Annotated in this window: 17 protein-coding genes; 11 read left to right on the top strand and 6 right to left on the bottom strand. The window is 57.1% G+C overall.

Features of this window, described 5'->3' with window-relative positions:
* Window positions 1-116: 116 nt before the first annotated feature.
* Entirely contained in the window at window positions 117-2,105 is a 1,989-nt protein-coding gene (gene parE / locus Q0N43_RS00730; protein ID WP_295441039.1) for a DNA topoisomerase IV subunit B, read from the bottom strand.
* A gap of 87 nt (window positions 2,106-2,192) precedes the next feature.
* A complete protein-coding gene (locus Q0N43_RS00735) occupies window positions 2,193-2,864 on the bottom strand; it encodes a GcrA family cell cycle regulator (protein WP_295441042.1) in 672 nt (223 codons plus the stop codon).
* A 91-nt stretch (window positions 2,865-2,955) separates the two neighbouring features.
* On the opposite strand from Q0N43_RS00735, the gene Q0N43_RS00740 reads away from it, so the two are divergent.
* The gene (locus tag Q0N43_RS00740) at window positions 2,956-3,813 is read left to right on the top strand and encodes an ABC transporter permease (protein ID WP_295441045.1); all 858 of its coding nucleotides are present in this window, start codon (window positions 2,956-2,958) and stop codon (window positions 3,811-3,813) included.
* 37 nt (window positions 3,814-3,850) lie between these two features.
* On the opposite strand, the gene Q0N43_RS00745 is transcribed toward Q0N43_RS00740, so the two are convergent.
* Window positions 3,851-4,270, bottom strand: coding sequence for a DUF2147 domain-containing protein (locus Q0N43_RS00745; protein ID WP_295441048.1), 420 nt, complete (start codon window positions 4,268-4,270; stop codon window positions 3,851-3,853).
* Between the two features lie 99 nt (window positions 4,271-4,369).
* Here Q0N43_RS00745 and maiA point away from each other — a divergent pair, with 99 nt between their 5' ends.
* From maiA to Q0N43_RS00770, 5 genes are all read left to right on the top strand, one after another.
* Window positions 4,370-5,002, top strand: a complete 633-nt coding sequence (gene maiA, locus Q0N43_RS00750) for a maleylacetoacetate isomerase (protein ID WP_295441051.1) — start codon at window positions 4,370-4,372, stop codon at window positions 5,000-5,002.
* Complete coding sequence (locus Q0N43_RS00755) at window positions 5,002-5,448, top strand: MarR family winged helix-turn-helix transcriptional regulator (RefSeq protein ID WP_295441054.1); 447 nt, start codon at window positions 5,002-5,004, stop codon at window positions 5,446-5,448. The genes maiA and Q0N43_RS00755 overlap by 1 nt, the downstream gene beginning before the upstream one ends.
* Before the next feature lie 104 nt (window positions 5,449-5,552).
* Window positions 5,553-6,560 carry a fumarylacetoacetate hydrolase family protein gene (locus tag Q0N43_RS00760; protein WP_295441057.1) on the top strand — a complete coding sequence of 336 codons (1,008 nt, stop codon included), beginning with the start codon at window positions 5,553-5,555 and terminating at the stop codon, window positions 6,558-6,560.
* A gap of 59 nt (window positions 6,561-6,619) precedes the next feature.
* Window positions 6,620-7,576 carry an alpha/beta hydrolase gene (locus tag Q0N43_RS00765; RefSeq protein WP_295441060.1) on the top strand — a complete coding sequence of 319 codons (957 nt, stop codon included), beginning with the start codon at window positions 6,620-6,622 and terminating at the stop codon, window positions 7,574-7,576.
* Entirely contained in the window at window positions 7,573-8,682 is a 1,110-nt protein-coding gene (locus Q0N43_RS00770; RefSeq protein ID WP_295441063.1) for an FAD-dependent oxidoreductase, read from the top strand. The genes Q0N43_RS00765 and Q0N43_RS00770 overlap by 4 nt, the downstream gene beginning before the upstream one ends.
* Here Q0N43_RS00770 and rnhA read toward each other — a convergent pair.
* Genes rnhA through ispH form a run of 3 tightly spaced genes read right to left on the bottom strand, consistent with a single transcriptional unit; the run spans window position 8,679 to window position 11,057 of the window.
* Complete coding sequence (gene rnhA, locus Q0N43_RS00775) at window positions 8,679-9,119, bottom strand: ribonuclease HI (protein WP_295441065.1); 441 nt, start codon at window positions 9,117-9,119, stop codon at window positions 8,679-8,681. The genes Q0N43_RS00770 and rnhA overlap by 4 nt on opposite strands.
* Window positions 9,116-10,090 carry a homoserine kinase gene (gene thrB, locus Q0N43_RS00780; RefSeq protein WP_295441067.1) on the bottom strand — a complete coding sequence of 325 codons (975 nt, stop codon included), beginning with the start codon at window positions 10,088-10,090 and terminating at the stop codon, window positions 9,116-9,118. Before thrB ends, rnhA begins: the two co-directional genes overlap by 4 nt.
* 1 nt (window position 10,091) lies before the next feature.
* Entirely contained in the window at window positions 10,092-11,057 is a 966-nt protein-coding gene (gene ispH, locus Q0N43_RS00785; protein ID WP_295441070.1) for a 4-hydroxy-3-methylbut-2-enyl diphosphate reductase, read from the bottom strand.
* A gap of 400 nt (window positions 11,058-11,457) precedes the next feature.
* Here ispH and Q0N43_RS00790 point away from each other — a divergent pair, with 400 nt between their 5' ends.
* The 5 genes from Q0N43_RS00790 to nagZ all read left to right on the top strand — a co-directional run bounded on the left by Q0N43_RS00790 (window position 11,458) and on the right by nagZ (window position 16,283).
* A complete protein-coding gene (locus Q0N43_RS00790; RefSeq protein ID WP_295441072.1) occupies window positions 11,458-12,108 on the top strand; it encodes a hypothetical protein in 651 nt (216 codons plus the stop codon).
* Window positions 12,109-12,133: 25 nt separating this feature from the next.
* The gene (gene argS / locus Q0N43_RS00795) at window positions 12,134-13,855 is read left to right on the top strand and encodes an arginine--tRNA ligase (protein WP_295441074.1); all 1,722 of its coding nucleotides are present in this window, start codon (window positions 12,134-12,136) and stop codon (window positions 13,853-13,855) included.
* 16 nt (window positions 13,856-13,871) lie between these two features.
* Window positions 13,872-14,516 carry an SPOR domain-containing protein gene (locus tag Q0N43_RS00800; RefSeq protein WP_295441076.1) on the top strand — a complete coding sequence of 215 codons (645 nt, stop codon included), beginning with the start codon at window positions 13,872-13,874 and terminating at the stop codon, window positions 14,514-14,516.
* 135 nt (window positions 14,517-14,651) lie between these two features.
* Window positions 14,652-15,158, top strand: a complete 507-nt coding sequence (locus Q0N43_RS00805) for a DUF1993 domain-containing protein (RefSeq protein WP_295441079.1) — start codon at window positions 14,652-14,654, stop codon at window positions 15,156-15,158.
* A 75-nt stretch (window positions 15,159-15,233) separates the two neighbouring features.
* Window positions 15,234-16,283, top strand: a complete 1,050-nt coding sequence (nagZ, locus tag Q0N43_RS00810; protein WP_295441082.1) for a beta-N-acetylhexosaminidase — start codon at window positions 15,234-15,236, stop codon at window positions 16,281-16,283.
* Window position 16,284: the final 1 nt, after the last annotated feature.

Genomic DNA, 16,284 nt, shown 5'->3' on the forward strand with positions numbered 1-16,284 from the left:
TCAGCGTCCATTCCGTCTTTCAAGGTCCGCCTTGGCTGCACGATAGACCCTGAAGCGAGTTCAGGGGGACGATAGGTGATGCTCGGGGTGACGCTCGCGCGAAGAGACTGCCCCCATCAAGCGTCAATCGTATCCTCATCCAACTGCGCGGCGTTTTCCTGAATGAAGTTGAACCGGTGCTCCGGATTTTTGCCCATCAGGCGGTCGACCAGGTCATTGACCACTGCGCGCCGTTCATATTCATGCGGCAAAGTGATGCGGATCAGCGAGCGGGTCGCCGGGTCCATTGTGGTTTCCTTCAACTGGTTCGGGTTCATTTCGCCGAGTCCCTTAAAGCGGCCAACATCGACCTTCTTGCCTTTGAACAGCGTCGTTTCCAATTCGGCGCGGTGGGCGTCATCGGCGGCATAGACGCTTTGGCTGCCATGCGTCAGGCGATAGAGCGGGGGGCGGGCGAGGAAGAGATGCCCGGCTTTCACGATCTCCGCCATTTCTTGGAAGAAAAATGTCATCAGCAAGGTCGCGATATGCGCGCCATCGACATCGGCATCGGTCATGATGATGATCCGTTCATAGCGCAGATTATCCGGGTTGCAGTCCTTACGTGTGCCACAGCCCAGCGCCAATTGCAGGTCGGCGATTTCATTGTTTGCGCGGATCTTGTCAGCCGTGGCCGATGCAACGTTTAGGATTTTACCCCGGATCGGCAGTATCGCCTGCGTCTTGCGATTGCGCGCTTGTTTCGCGCTGCCGCCTGCGCTGTCGCCTTCGACGATAAACAATTCGGTGCCAGTCGGGTCGTCCGACGCACAATCGGTAAGCTTACCCGGCAAGCGCACCTTGCGGCCTGAGGTCGCGGTCTTGCGCTTCACCTCACGCTCGGCCTTGCGGCGCAAGCGATCATCGACCTTTTCAAGGATGAAGCCTATCAACGCCTTGCCACGTTCCATATTGTCGGCAAGATAATGGTCAAAATGGTCGCGCACCGCGTTTTCGACAAGGCGCGTTGCCTCAGGTGAGGTCAACCGGTCCTTGGTCTGGCTTTGAAATTGCGGGTTGCGGATGAATACCGACAACATCAATTCGGCTTCGTTGAAAATGTCTTCCGCTGAAATCTGCGCGGCTTTTTTCTGGCCAATCAATTCGCCAAAGGCCCGCAGGCCCCTGGTCAGCGCGGCGCGAACGCCCGCCTCATGCGTGCCGCCATCGGGCGTGGGAATAGTGTTACAATACCAGCTATAGGAACCGTCGGAATATAATGGCCATGAAATCGCCCATTCGACGCGCCCTTGCGCGTCGGGAAAATCCTGCGTCCCGGCGAAAAATTCGGTAGTGGCGCAGGCACGGGTGCCAAGCTGCTCTCGCAAATGGTCGGACAGACCGCCGGGGAATTGGAACACGGCTTCGGCGGGCACATCCTCGCTCGCCAATTCCGCATCGCAGCGCCAGCGTATTTCGACGCCAGCAAACAAATAGGCCTTTGACCGCGCCAAACGGAACAGCCTCGCGGGTTTGAACTTCGCGTCTGCGCCAAAAATCTCGGGGTCGGGCGTAAAGGCAATCGTTGTTCCGCGCCGGTTGGGCGTTGGGCCCAATTCCTCCAACTTGCCGAGCGGAAGGCCTTGCGAAAATCGCTGGCGATAAAGCTGCTTGTTGCGCGCGACCTCAACTAAAGTATCAGTCGAAAGCGCATTGACGACCGACACACCCACACCATGCAGGCCGCCCGAGGTCGCATAGGCCTTGTCGGTGAATTTACCGCCGGAGTGCAAGGTTGTGAGGATGACCTCAAGCGCAGACTTGTCAGGGAACTTCGGATGCGGATCGACCGGAATACCGCGGCCATTGTCAGTAATGGTAAGGCGGTTGCCGACACCCAGAAGAACTTCGATCCGGTTGGCGTGGCCGGCAACAGCCTCATCCATCGAATTGTCGAGCACTTCGGACGCCAGATGGTGCAACGCGCGCTCATCAATGCCGCCAATATACATGCCCGGGCGACGGCGAACAGGCTCAAGCCCCTCCAACACCTCAATCGCAGAAGCGGTATAGTCATTGGATGCGGCGGTGGCGGCCGCGCTGCCGCCGAACAGGTCATCGTTCATCGGTATGCTATAGGCACGGGAGAGTCACCCGCGCAAGCACGAGCACAAGGCTTTGAAAATAGCCTGTGGATATTTCGTTTCCGGCCTTTAACGAACCCTTGGCCCACCAAACGGCATGGGTGGTGGAGGGCGGCGCACACCGCGTGGAAGCTGCGCCTGATAGGCACGGCCGCAATGTTCGACACAATAAGGGAAGCCCGGATTCACGGGCACACCGCAGAAATGGAAATCCGCCTCACCGGGGTGGCCAAGTGGCCAGCGACAAATACGCTCGTTCAAATCGAGCAAGGATGTTTTGTCCGCCATTTCGCGGCTGGGCTTTGCGGGCACAAGGCGGCGTGGCGGGGCAGGTGGTATGGGCGCTTGTTGATCGCCGGGACCCTGACGCATGAAGCCACCGGGTCCAATGGATACGATACGCGGCATCGCCGACGCGCGCGGCGCGGGTGCCTCTAAGGTATCATCGTCTGCGCGCACAGGGGTAATTGGTTCAGCGGTCGGTGCAGATGGACGTGGGCGCGCTGGCGCAGCGGCGGCAGGAGCCTTTGCCGGCGCCGGTGCAGCCTTTTTCGGCGCGGCTTTTTTGTCCGCATCGTTCGACTTCACAGGCGAAGGGCGTGATTTCAGGCCCAAACGGTGTGCCTTGCCAATAACGGCATTGCGGCTGACGCCGCCAAGTTCATCTGCGATCTGGCTTGCGGTCAGGCCTTTGTCCCAAAGCGCCTTTAGCTGATCAATCCGCTGGTCGGTCCACGACATAATTGCAATTCCAATAACGAGTTCTATTTGCCGCACGAATGACGCGATTGCGCCTTGCGGTTATCGCTGCAAGCCGATAGTCGATTGCTCAATGACTATCCACCATAAAAGCAACACTGGCCAAGATAGGGAGGCCAACCCCGTTGTGCAACTGCCCGATGGAGAACGCTATATCCGCAATGTAAACTGGGTTGGCCTGCAAACCTTGTACACGAAAGAGGTCCGCCGCTTTTTTAAGGTGCAGCTGCAAACCGTGTGGGCCCCGTCCATTACGACCCTGCTCTATCTGATCATCTTCACCGTCGCCTTGGGCGCGGTCAAGCCAACCGTGTTGGGCGTGTCGTTCGCTGACTTTATCGCGCCTGGCCTTATCATCATGGGCATGATGCAGAACGCTTTTGCAAATTCGAGCTTCTCGCTGTTGGTGGGCAAGATTCAGGGAACGATTGTTGATTATCTGATGCCTCCGCTTTCCAACGCGGAGGTTTTGACCGCGCTTACGGCGGCTGCGGTGACGCGGGCGTTTCTGGTTGGCGGAACGATCTGGCTTGCCATGTTATTCTGGCCCGGCGTCCATGTCACCCCTATGCATTTCTGGGCGGTTTTGTGGTTCGGGCTGATGGGGTCCATGATGCTTGCGCTTATCGGCGTCATGACATCAATATGGGCGGAAAAGTTCGATCATGCCGCCGCAGTCAGCAACTTCATCGTTGCGCCTGCGGCTTTGCTGTCTGGCACTTTCTATTCGGTTGATACATTATCGCCTACTTTTCAGGTGATTAGCCACGCTAACCCGTTTTTCTACGCGATTTCGGGTTTCCGCTATGGCTTTATCGGCAACGCGGATAGCCCGGTGGCGTTTGGCGCATTGCTGTTGCTCGCGCTCAACACGGCACTTGGGCTTATCTGCTATCTCTTGCTGCGCTCTGGATGGAAATTACGCGCATAATTGACGCGGCGTAGGTGGATTTAAGTCGCCCTGACTCTTAGCTGGCCGGCGTCCATGTTTGCGCCTGACAAAATGGTCCAATACATCCTTTGACGACTAGATTGCCTGACTTGCCCTTGTAGACGATCGAGCGATAGGTTTTACCTGACTTGGGATCGTAAATCTGGCCTTTCCATTCTTTGCCGTCGGACTTGAATCCAGTCAGGACATTCATGCCCAATATCGTTCGGTTGCGTAGCGCTTTATCGGGGTTGTTCATGTCCTTCGCGCCCGCACCTGCTGGCGGGTTGACAAGAAACTTCACCAGCTTCCCGCATAATGCCGCGCCGCATTGGTATACTGCGACCACGCCGTCCTTGCTTTGTGTGACCCAAAGCCCGGAAACTGGCGCGGCGGCTTGTGCGGGCACGGCCGCGATAATCGCGGCTGCGATCATCCATTTTTTGCTGTGATGCATATCGGGTCCTTCGAGTTGAAGACCTGCATAAACGGCCAATACGCAAGTCGCAAGTCGCAATGCTTTTGCCTTTTACCTATGCCATGCTTATTGGGATGCATGAGTGAAATTATCCTGTTCGACTACCAGCGTTCGTCCGCAAGCTATCGTGTGCGCATTGTGCTGAACCTTAAAAATGTGACGTATACGCGCGTGCCAACCAGCCTGCTGGACAATGCCCAAAGGGCACCCGATTATGTGGAGCGCAATCCGCAGGGCTTTGTCCCGATGCTGTCGATAAACGGGCATGACCTGACGCAAAGCTTGGCGATTATTGACTATCTGGATGCGCAATATCCCGACCCCGCGATGGTCTCTTCAAATCCGGCGGATCGGGCAAAAACATTGGCGCAGGCGCTGATTATCGCTGCCGACATACATCCCATCGATAATCTGCGCGTCCTGCGATATCTGAAGGACCAGATGGGCCAATCGCAAGAGGCTGTGGACCAATGGTTCAGGCACTGGATAATTGAAGGTTTCACGGCGTTGGAGGCAATGGCACCCGAAGATGGCTTGTTCGGCGGCGATTTGCCGAATTTGGCCGATGTCTGCCTTGTCCCGCAAATGGCGAATGCCCGCCGCGTGGATACGCCGTTGGATGCCTTTCCCAAGCTATTGCGGATGGATGCCGCGCTGACCGCGTTTCCGGCGTTTGCCGCGGCGCATCCTGACCAAGTGAAGCCCGACTGATGCCAACAAAAAAACTGACGCTCGGTGCGTTTCTTCCTTATCAATTATCCATCACCTCGAACGCGGTCAGTAACCTGATCGCGCGTGCTTATCGTGGGAAATTTGCTCTAAAGTTGCCGGAATGGCGAGTTATGGCGCTGTTGGGCGAAAGCGATGTGGCAACGCAGCGGCAATTGGTTACGGCAACCGCGATGGACAAGGTCACCATTAACCGCGCGTGCAAGGCGTTGGAGGAACGCAGCCTGATCAGCCGTGTGCCTAACACGTCGGATGGCCGTTCACATCATCTGGCGCTCACGCCAGCGGGACGCGATTTATACGAACACATTGTGCCAGAGGCGCTGACGTTAGAGGCCGAGCTTGAGAAGATATTAGGCAGCGGCGAGGCGAAGTTGTTGGAGGCGATGTTGGCGCAATTGCGCGCGCGAGTCGTTGAGCTGGGTTAGGAGCCCAATTTCCTCGCGCCCAACATTCCCGACGCCCAAACGCAGAGTTGCGGTTGCCGCAACCGCAATATCGTTGCATGAAGGGCAAAAGCCGGAGAAACATCATGAAACTTGCATCATTGAAGTCGGGCCGCGACGGACATCTGGTTGTCGTGTCGGACAATCTTGCCTGGTATGCCGATGCCGCGCACATCGTCCCGACGTTGCAGGCCGCGCTTGACGATTGGGAAGAGTTTGCGCCGCGATTACAAGCACTCGCGACCGATCTTGAACATGCCGTCATTCCCCGCGAACGCTTCCACGAACATGACGCCGCCGCACCTTTGCCGCGGGCTTTTCAATGGGCGGACAGTTCGGCTTATGTCAATCATGTCGAATTGGTCCGCAAGGCGCGGGGCGCGGTCCTACCCAACAGCTTTTGGCATGACCCTTTAATGTATCAGGGTGGTTCTGATGCCTTCATGGGTGCCCGCGACGACATTCCCTTAACCGACGAGGCGTGGGGATGTGATCTTGAGGCGGAGATTGTTGTCGTGACTGGCGATGTGCCGCAAGGAACATCGGCGCAGGACGCCTTGTCTTACATCCGGCTGGTTGGCCTTGTGAACGATGTGTCGTTACGCAACCTCATCCCCGCCGAGTTGGAAAAGGGCTTTGGCTTTGTCCAATCGAAACCCGCCAGCGCCTTATCGCCCGTGTTCGTCACGCCGGACAGCCTTGGGGAGCATTGGCAGGGCGGAAAGCTGCACCGCACATTGAATGTTGACCTTAACGGCGCGCCATTTGGCCGCGCGGTGGCTTCGGACGATTGTACTTTTGATTTTGGAACCTTGATCGCGCATCTCGCCAAGACGCGGAATATCGGTGCAGGGTCTATTATCGGTTCGGGCACAGTATCCAACCGTGATGCCGATGGTGGCCCCGGCAAGCCTGTTGCTGCTGGCGGCCTTGGCTATAGCTGTTTGGCCGAAGCGCGCATGGTCGAGAAAATCCAGACGGGCGATATGGTGACGCCATTCCTAAAGGATGGCGACGTCTTGCGGATTGAAGTACTCGACAATGCCGGACACAGTATCTTTGGCGCTATCGAGCAGACCGTTCGTAAAAGTTAAAGGGGTAGGCATCGATCCCCGCTTCAATATCCGTACCGCCTAGTTTACGAGAGACAGCCATGCACGTAACCAATACCCCGATGAACCGACGCATGATCCCTGCCGACGCAGTGGAGAGCATCTGGCATGCCGCCGACCAATGGGCCATTCGCCGCATTGATTGGCAAGGCACAAACCCGCCCCGCGGGTCGTTATTGTTCCTGCCAGGCCGCGGCGACCATTATGAAAAATATCTGGAGACGCTGGCCTATTATGCCGATGCGGGCTGGCGCGTGACGGCAATTGACTGGCGCGGGCAGGGCGAATCCGGACGGATATTGGCGAACCCGCAAGTGGGTCATATCGATGATTTTGGCACTTGGATTTCTGATCTGCGGCTTTTTTGGCGCGCTTGGAAACAGAAAAATCCCGGCCCATTTGTTGTGATGGCACATAGCATGGGCGGGCATCTGGCCATGCGCGCTTTGGTGGAAAAGGCAATTGACCCCGACGCGGTCGTGCTGAGCGCGCCGATGCTGGGTATTCAAACCGGCGGCCTGCCACTGGCCCTGAACCATGCGTTTGCAAAGCTGATGGTCAAGATCGGCAAGGGCGAGGATGCCGCATGGAAAGTCAGTGAGAAACCCATGTCGCCCCTCGAGATGCGTGGCAGAATGTTGACGCATGATGATGATCGTTACGAAGACGAACTCGCATGGTGGAAATTGCGCCCTAATGTCAAATTGGGGCCGCCAAGCTGGCATTGGATCGAACGCGCAATTGCGTCGATCCGCATGTTGGAAGCGCCGGGTCTGTTGGAGGCGGTGAAGACGCCCGTCTTGCTGCTCGCGACCACTGGCGACCAGTTGGTCAGCACTCCGCGCGTGATTGCCGACAGCAAACGCCTGCCAGTTGCCGAAACATTAATCTTCGGCAAAGAGGCCGCGCATGAATTGTTGCGGGAGGCCGATCCCGTGCGTGACCAGTGCCTCAAGCGGATCGACAGCTTTCTGGAAGTCAACGCACCGCGAAAATGAGCGACTTTGACTTTGCCATTATCGGTGCTGGCATTGCTGGCGCAAGCCTTGCGGCGACATTGTCCGCGCGGGCATCGGTGGTGTTGTTTGAGGCAGAGGCGCATCCCGGATATCATTCGACGGGCCGATCGGCCGCGTTCTGGGTCGAATGCTATGGCGGCCCGGGGGTCCAGCCACTCACCACTGCGTCAGGGCCGTTTTTGGCCGCGCCACCTGCGGATTTTCATGACGGCCCATTGATGCACAAGCGCGGCGCGCTGCACATCGGTACATCGGATCAGGCGGCGTTGGCGGACGATATGCTCGCCGAATTTGCGGCCAGCGGCGTTCATATCGACGTCAGCGACCGCGCCGCAGTGGCAATGCGTGTCCCTAGACTACGCAGCGAATGGACACATGGCCTTTGGGAGCCAGACTGTTGCGACATTGATGTCGCAAATTTGCACGCCGCTTATTTGCGCCAAGCAAAAAGGCAAGGCGCAGACCTATACTGCAACAGCCGCCTGAGCGCCGCTATATGGCAAAAGGGCGCATGGCAGATCACGGCGGGCGGCCTGAACTGTTCGGCAAATATCCTCATTAACGCGGCGGGCGCATGGGCCGACGAAGTGGCGCAAATGGCGCAGGTGCGGCCCTTGGGCATTCAACCCTATCGCCGCACGATCGCACAATTGGTTGTGTCGCCAATTGTTCCGGCGGACTTGCCCTTGGTGATTGGGTTGGATGGCAGTTTCTATTTCAAACCCGATGCGGGCGGCCGCCTGTGGCTCAGTCCGCATGATGAAACCGCAACCCCGGCCTGTGACGCCGCGCCAGAGGAACTGGACGTCGCCACCGCCATTGATCGCCTGCAGACTGTGATGGATTGGGAGATTCAGCGCGTTGAGCATAAATGGGCCGGGCTTCGCAGCTTCGCGCCGGACCGGTTGCCCGTCATTGGTCGCGATTCGGCGAATGATGCGTTTTTCTGGTTTGCGGGGCAGGGCGGCTTTGGCATCCAGACTGCACCTGCCGCAGCGCAGCTTGCCGGGTCATTATTGGATGAAGCAATTGCCCCGCCGCACAAGGTGAATTCCGCTATCTACACGCCAGCGCGTTTTCTTTAGCGCTGCGCCGCAACCTCCGCCGCGTCGCTCGCCAGCCGGTCGGCGCGTTCGTTTTCGGGGTGGCCATTATGCCCTTTCACCCAAATCCATTCGACCTGATGACGCGCAACCGCCTCAATCAGGTCATGCCATAAATCGGCGTTGCGGACGGGCTGTTTTGAAGCATTTTTCCATCCATTGCGTTGCCAGCCGTGGATCCATTTGGTGATGCCGTCGAGGACATATTTGCTGTCCGTGTACAATTTCACATGGCACGGCTCGATCAGGATGTTGAGCGCTTTAATCGCGGCGGAAAGCTCCATCCGATTATTGGTGGTATCTGGATCGCCGCCCGAAATTTCTTTCTCATGCTTGTCATAACGGATCACAGCACCCCACCCGCCAGGCCCGGGATTGCCCTTGCAAGCGCCATCGGTGAAAATCTCAAGCTGTTTCACGAATACTGCCCCAACATATTTTCAACCTGCGTGCTGTCGCTGTAGAAATCAAGTCGGCGCAGGAACGCCAGCGGGTCTTTGCGCGTCACAAGCGCATTTGCCGGCGTGTTAATCCAGTCATAGCAGCGCGTTAACAAAAACCGCAGACATGCTCCGCGCAGCAATATGGGCAAGGCTTCCCGCGTTGCTGCGTCCAAGGGCACGCAATTGGCATAGCCCGAAAGCAAGCCCGCACTCACCTCTGCATCAAAAACGGCGCCATCATGGGAAAAGCACCATGCGCTGTGCGTGACCGCCAAGTCATAAGCGCGGATTTCAGTGCACGCGAAGTAGAAGTCGATCAAGCCACTCACATGGTCGCCAAGCATCAGGACATTGTCCGGAAACAGATCGGCATGGATCGCCGCGACGGGCAAATCGGTTGGCCAATGCGCCTCCAGATGATCGCACTCGGCAAAGACCCGCGCTGACAGGCCGTTCGCGATGGACTCAAGTCCTTCGGCCGTGCAACGCATCGCTAATGGCCGCCATGCCGAAACGCCAAGGCTATTTGGCCGCGACAAAGTGAAATCGGCCAGCGCCTTGTGCATATGCCCCAATGCCGCACCGGTCGAATGTGCCTGTGCCGCCGTCGGCTCGGTGACAGAAACGCCATCGAGAAATTCTATAAGGCACGCCGGTCGCCCCGCGACGGTTTGTAGCCATTGGCCATCACGATCCGTAATAAACTGCGGCACCTTGCAACCTGCATCATGCAAATGCTTGAGCAAAGCATAGAAAAACGGCAAATCGTCGGGATTTACGCGGTTTTCATAAAGGGTCAGGATGAAGCGGCTTTGCGTTGTTTGCACAAAGAAATTGCTGTTTTCGACGCCCTCCGCAATGCCCTTCAACGCCACAAGCTCGCCGACTTCATAATGCGCCAGCAATGCGTCAACCTGCTGCGGCCCTAACTGCGTATAAACCGCCAAATCAGATCGCCGCGCCAGCCAGTTCGCGGGGCAGTTTAAACGTGATGGTCTCTTCGGCGGTGGTGACTTGCTGCTCATCCAAGTCGAAATGCAGCGCGAGTGCGTCGATAATCTCGCGCACCAAAACTTCAGGTGCCGACGCTCCTGCGGTCAAGCCGAGCGTTTTAACGTCATCAAACCAGTTCAGGCTAATTTCTTCGGCACGCTGCACCAAATAGGCCTTCGCGCCGGAACGCGCGGCAACCTCAACCAAACGGAGCGAGTTTGAGCTGTTGGGCGCGCCGATAACGAGGACAAGGTCACATTGATGCGCAATCGCTTTCACCGATTCTTGGCGGTTCGAGGTGGCGTAACAAATATCCTCTCCCTTTGGCCCGACGATATTGGGGAAGCGTTGTTGAAGGATTCCCACGATTTCCGATGTATCATCGACCGACAATGTGGTCTGCGTCAAAAACGCGAGATTGTCGGGTTCCGCAGGCTCAATCAACCGTGCCTCGTCGGCTGTTTCCACCAGAGTCATCGCACCGGGGGGCACTTGGCCAAAGGTGCCGATGACTTCCGGATGCCCGGCATGGCCCACGAAAATGATATGACGGCCTGCTTCAACCTGCCGTTCGGCTTGCTTATGGACCTTTGATACCAATGGGCATGTCGCGTCAAAATAGGCAAGGCCACGTGCTTGCGCAGTTGCAGGAACAGATTTGGGAACGCCATGTGCGGAAAATACAACATTGCCGCCATCGGGCACTTCGTCGAGTTCTTCGACAAAAATTGCACCTTTGACCTTTAAACTGTCAACGACATAGCGGTTGTGGACGATTTCATGGCGGACATAGACCGGCGCGCCATGTTGTTCGAGCGCAAGCTCAACAATCTGGATAGCGCGGTCAACGCCTGCGCAAAAACCACGTGGCGCGGCCAAAAGTAGCCGGAGCGATTTTTTTGGGGGTGATTGTTCAGCCATACGTCATGTTCTTTAGGGTCATGACCTGTTAAATTCAACTACGAGGTTTGAGGCCATTTTGTTCAGTGCAAGGCGGCAAGGCGCAGGCTTAGTGGTTCTAAGTCTAGCTTTGCCAACGTGGCAATGGACAAAATGGGTCAAATCCGAAGGACGCCAAAATGGCTTCGATCTCAAAGTAAAATGCCCTTGCAAGCAGAATAACTGCCTGCAGCGGACATTTTACTTCGATATCTTTGCCATTTTGACGCCGCGAAGTTGATTTTAACAGGTTATGACCCCGATTAAGTCGCTGCATCCGCCAAGACCTTTCCCCTGTTGCGCGGGCCGCAATCGGGGGATAAGGACTAAATCACGTTTCGCACCCGCGACCCAAGCCTCAGAAACCCAAGGATTGCCCTTTATGAACTTCGCCGCCAAAGCCCTGACCATCGGTATTGCCGCCGCTACTTTGGCCGGTTGCTCACGCGACGGCGAACTGGATGTTGCTGCTGGCGTTGGCGTGAACGTCACGCGGTCTGGCTGCCCTACGGTTGCGGTGCCCGATGGCACGGGGGACATCACTATTTTCAACCCAATTGGCAGCACGGACGCCGAAGCCATCGACGTGGTTGCGACAATCACCAATATTCGTCCTGTTTGCGACGAAGGGGGCGAGAAGATCTTTTCGCAGGCGACATTTGATGTGCAAGCGCGGCGCAGCGACGTGCGCGGCAGCCGGTCTGTAATTATACCGTATTTCAACACGGTCGTTCAAGGCGGCAGCGCTGTGATTGCAAAGCGGGTTGGTCAAGTGACACTGCAATTTGCCGATGGCCAGCAACGCGCATCGGCGCAGGCGCAAGCGGCTGGTTATATCGACAGAAACGCAGCCAGCTTGCCCGCCGAAATCGTGCAGAAAATCACCAAGAAGCGCAAGCCGGGCGATCCCGACGCGGCGCTTGACCCGATGGCCGACCCCGAAGTGCGCGCAGCGGTTGTCCGATCAAGCTTTGAAATGCTCATCGGTTTTCAGCTGACCGAAGATCAGCTGCGTTACAATGTCACGCGTTGATCCGCGTTGATTTCAAGGCACAGTCATGACCCTTTTTGAACAATATGCAGCGCATGTCGACCATGCGTTGGACGCGCTTGTGGCGCTCGGAACCTTGCCGACGGATTTGGACCGCAGCAATGTAACGGTTGAGCCGCCGCGCGATGCGACGCATGGCGATATCTCCACCAACGCAGCAATGGTGCTTGCGAAACCCGCCGGAACCAACCCGCGCGCCTTAGCAGAGGCTTTGTCGGTTGAACTGGCGAAGGTCGCTGGTGTTACGGCGGTTGAAATTGCCGGGCCGGGGTTCCTCAACCTGCGGCTTGATGCATCGGCGTGGCTTGATGAATTGCGCGGTATCGCGGCATCGGGCGACGATTATGGGCGATCGCATGTGGGCGATGGCAAGTACGTGAATATCGAATATGTCTCCGCTAACCCGACTGGCCCTATGCATATGGGTCATTGTCGCGGCGCTGTGGTCGGTGATGCTTTGGCTAAATTGCTTGAATTTGCCGGGTACCGCGTGATCCGCGAATATTATATCAACGACGCGGGTGGCCAAGTCGATGTCCTCGCGCGGTCCGTGCATCTGCGCTATCGTGAGGCATTGGGCGAGACCATAGAAATCGCAGAAGGGCTGTATCCCGGCGATTATCTGGTTCCCGTTGGCCAGCAGCTTGCGACGCGTTTTGGTGACCAATATGTCGCCGCGCCTGAAAGCGAATGGCTTGGGCTATTCCGCAAGGCCGCAGTCGGCGAAATGATGGAGATGATCAAAGCCGACTTGGCCTTGCTTGGCATCCACCATGACCTGTTTTCGTCCGAGGCCGAGCTGCATGAAGCAGGCAAGGCTGATGTCGCAGAGAAAGAGTTGCGTGCGCGCGGGCTCGTCTATGACGGCGAGCTGGAAAAGCCAAAAGGCAAGGAAATTGAAGATTGGGAGCCTGTGACGCTCCCCTTGTTCCGCTCAACGCAATTTGGCGATGACCAAGATCGGCCTATCAAGAAATCCGACGGCAGCTGGACCTATTTCGGCGCTGACCTTGCTTATCATTTTCAGAAAAGCCAGGGCGTCGATGCCATGATCGACATTTGGGGCGCGGACCATGCGGGTACGGTCAAACGGATCAAGGCGGCGGTCAATGCGCTTACCGATGGCAAAGTCGATTTCGATGTCAAGCTGGTGCAGATGGTGCGCCTGCTGCGCGGCGGCGAACCCGTTAAAATGTCCAAAAGGTCAGGCAGTTTTGTAACCTTGGCCGAGGTGATTGAAGAGGTTGGCAAGGACGTCGTCCGCTTCACGATGCTGACACGCAAGTCCGATGCGCAAATGGATTTCGATTTCGCCAAGGTGGTGGAAGCGTCAAAGGACAATCCGGTATTCTACGTGCAATATGCCCATGCGCGCATATCATCGACCATGCGCAAGGCAGAAGTCGAAGGACTTGGCCCCGATGGCGCGCAGATCGCGTTGCTGGGCGATGCGGAGATTGGCCTCATCCGCGAAGCCGCAAATTTCCCGCGTATCGTGGAAGCCGCCGCAAAATCAGGCGAGCCGCACAGAATTGCTTTTTATCTGAATGATCTGGCAGCTGCTTTCCATGCCTATTGGAACTTAGGTAATGACCAGCCTGATAAGCGCTTTATACTCGTGCAAAATCAGGAAGTTACAGGCGCAAGGCTTTTCATGGCGGACAAAATCGGGCAAGTCCTACGCAATGGATTGCGTCTGATGGGGGTTGAAGCCGCTTACAACATGTAGGGATTGGGGACGTGACGTGATTAACCGCAACAATGATGGGCTGAATCTCGACGACAATGATCGTCTGCCTTGGCTCGAAACCGCTGATGGTTATGCCGCAGAGCCGAACGGATCGCCCATGCGGCTCGCCTACTTGGGGGTGGCTGGCTTTGCTTTGCTCGCGGCGATTGTCGGGGGCATTTATTGGCTTCAATCAGGCCAAGCGGGCGGACCAAACGGCACGGGCGAACTGATCGTCGCGCCCAAGAGTAATTACAAGGAAAAGCCTGCGGATGCTGGCGGCAAAAGCTTCGAAGGTGAAGGCGATTCCGCCTTTGCCGCAAGCGAAGGGCAGAAAACTGGCGCCGTGCTCGCGGTTCCGCCCGCTGGTCCTGTTACGGCGCAGCCAGCGACTCCAACTGCGACCGATAAAGCGCCTGCGAATGCGGTCTTGGTGCAGCTTGGCGCGTTCGGCGATTTCGCCAAGGCCGAAACGGCATGGACCGGTCTAAACAAGCGCTTTGGGTTTTTGGCGGGGATGAATCGCAAGATTGCCCAAGCCAATGTCGAAGGCGGGGGCACAGTTTTCCGCCTGCAAGCCGTCACCGCCAATTCAACCGAAGCGCAACAACTCTGCGCGAAACTGAGGGTCGCGGGTGAGAATTGCTTGATCGTGCGGTAGGCCTCTGGCGCGATGCCACGCACTCTCTCGTCATGCTGGCATTTCCTTTCTAACAAGGCGCACCGCCCCCTTTTTCACGTTGAAGCGTTTCAAATAGCAACTTAAGCAGCGCCAAACTTCCCGAGGAAAAAGAATATGCCTGCTTTATATGACGCTGCCATTCCCACTTTCATCCGCGGCTTGAAAAACCTGTCCAATATGCTCGAAAAGGGTAAGGCTTTTGCCGCTGAACAGGGCATGGATGTGTCTCAATTGCTCGATGCGCGGCTGATCGACGACATGGCCCCGCTGACGAAGCAAGTGCAGATGACCACTGATACCGCGAAGTTTGTTGCGGTCCGCGTCGGCCAAGTTGAAAACCAGCCTTGGGCCGATGATGAAGCCAGCTATGACGATGTCCAAGCCCGCGTGGCCAAGGCCATATCCTTTCTGCAAGCCGCATCGCCCGATGGTTTTGAAGCCCGCGAAGATGCAAAGGTCGTGCTGACGACGCCCAGCGGGGACATCCCGTTCACTGGCAACACCTACGTCCACGGCTTTGCCATTCCCAATTTCTTCTTTCATCTCAGCATGGCCTATGCGCTGTTGCGGATGAAGGGTGTGCCTTTGGGCAAGCTCGATTTCTTGGGCGCAATTCGGTAATTATACACAGCTAAAGCGCCACTTCCCGCCGCTCCATGCTTGCCTTGCGGCGGCGGCGGGCTTAGCGTTCACGCCATGAAGCCGGTAATATTTGGCCTATCGGGCCTGACCCTGACGGATGACGAAAAACGGCTGTTTCGCGATGTCGAGCCAGCAGGCTATATCCTGTTCAAACGCAATATCGAAGATCGGGTGCAGGTCCGCGCGCTGACCGACAGCTTGCGGGCGTTGCATGGCCGCGACAATGTGCCCATCCTGATTGACCAAGAGGGCGGCCGTGTCGCGCGGATGCGTCCGCCGGTCTGGCCTGATTTCCCCGCTGGCGGCGCGTTCGACGCGCTATATGACATCGCACCTATCACCGCGATTGAGGCGGCACGTTGTAATGCAGAGGCTATTGCGCTCTCGCTGACCGAAGTTGGCATCAATGTCGATTGCTTGCCCGTCCTTGATGTTCGCGTGCCCGACACGCATTCCGCCATTGGCGACCGCGCCTTGGGCAGCGACCCGATGCGTGTCGCGGCGTTGGGCCGCGCGATCCTTGATGGTCTTGCCTTGGGCGGCGTCATCGGCGTCGTAAAGCATATGCCGGGGCAGGGCCGCGCTACGGTCGACACCCATCACGACTTGCCACATGTGACCGCAACTGAGGCCGAGTTGGCGCAAGACCTTGCCCCCTTCCGCGCGCTCAAAACCGCCGCGATGGGCATGACGGGCCATGTTGTATATGACGTTTGGGACAAGGCGCACACCGCAACCATGTCGCGCTTTGTCATTGATAAGGTTATTCGCGATATGGTCGGTTTCGACGGCCTGTTGATGAGCGACGATCTGGATATGAATGCGTTGCAAGGCGATGTCGCGAGCCGCGCTTTGGCCTGCGTTGCGGCGGGCTGCGATCTTGCGCTCAATTGCTGGGGCCGCTTTGACGAAATGGTGGCGATAGCCAGTATTCTGCCCGAAATTACGCCTGCTGCCCGTGCCCGCCTTGATTGTGCGATGACGCTGCCGTCTGTGCCGTTTGACGCCGACCGGCTGGCGCATCTGCTGGACAAACGTGACCAGTTACTTGCCTTGGCCGACACGCAAGCCAAGCTGACAGGCGGGGCCACTGGCGCGGCATGAT

Origin of the sequence: Sphingorhabdus sp. EL138, assembly GCF_945882965.1 — a bacterium.
GTDB lineage: Bacteria > Pseudomonadota > Alphaproteobacteria > Sphingomonadales > Sphingomonadaceae > Sphingorhabdus_B.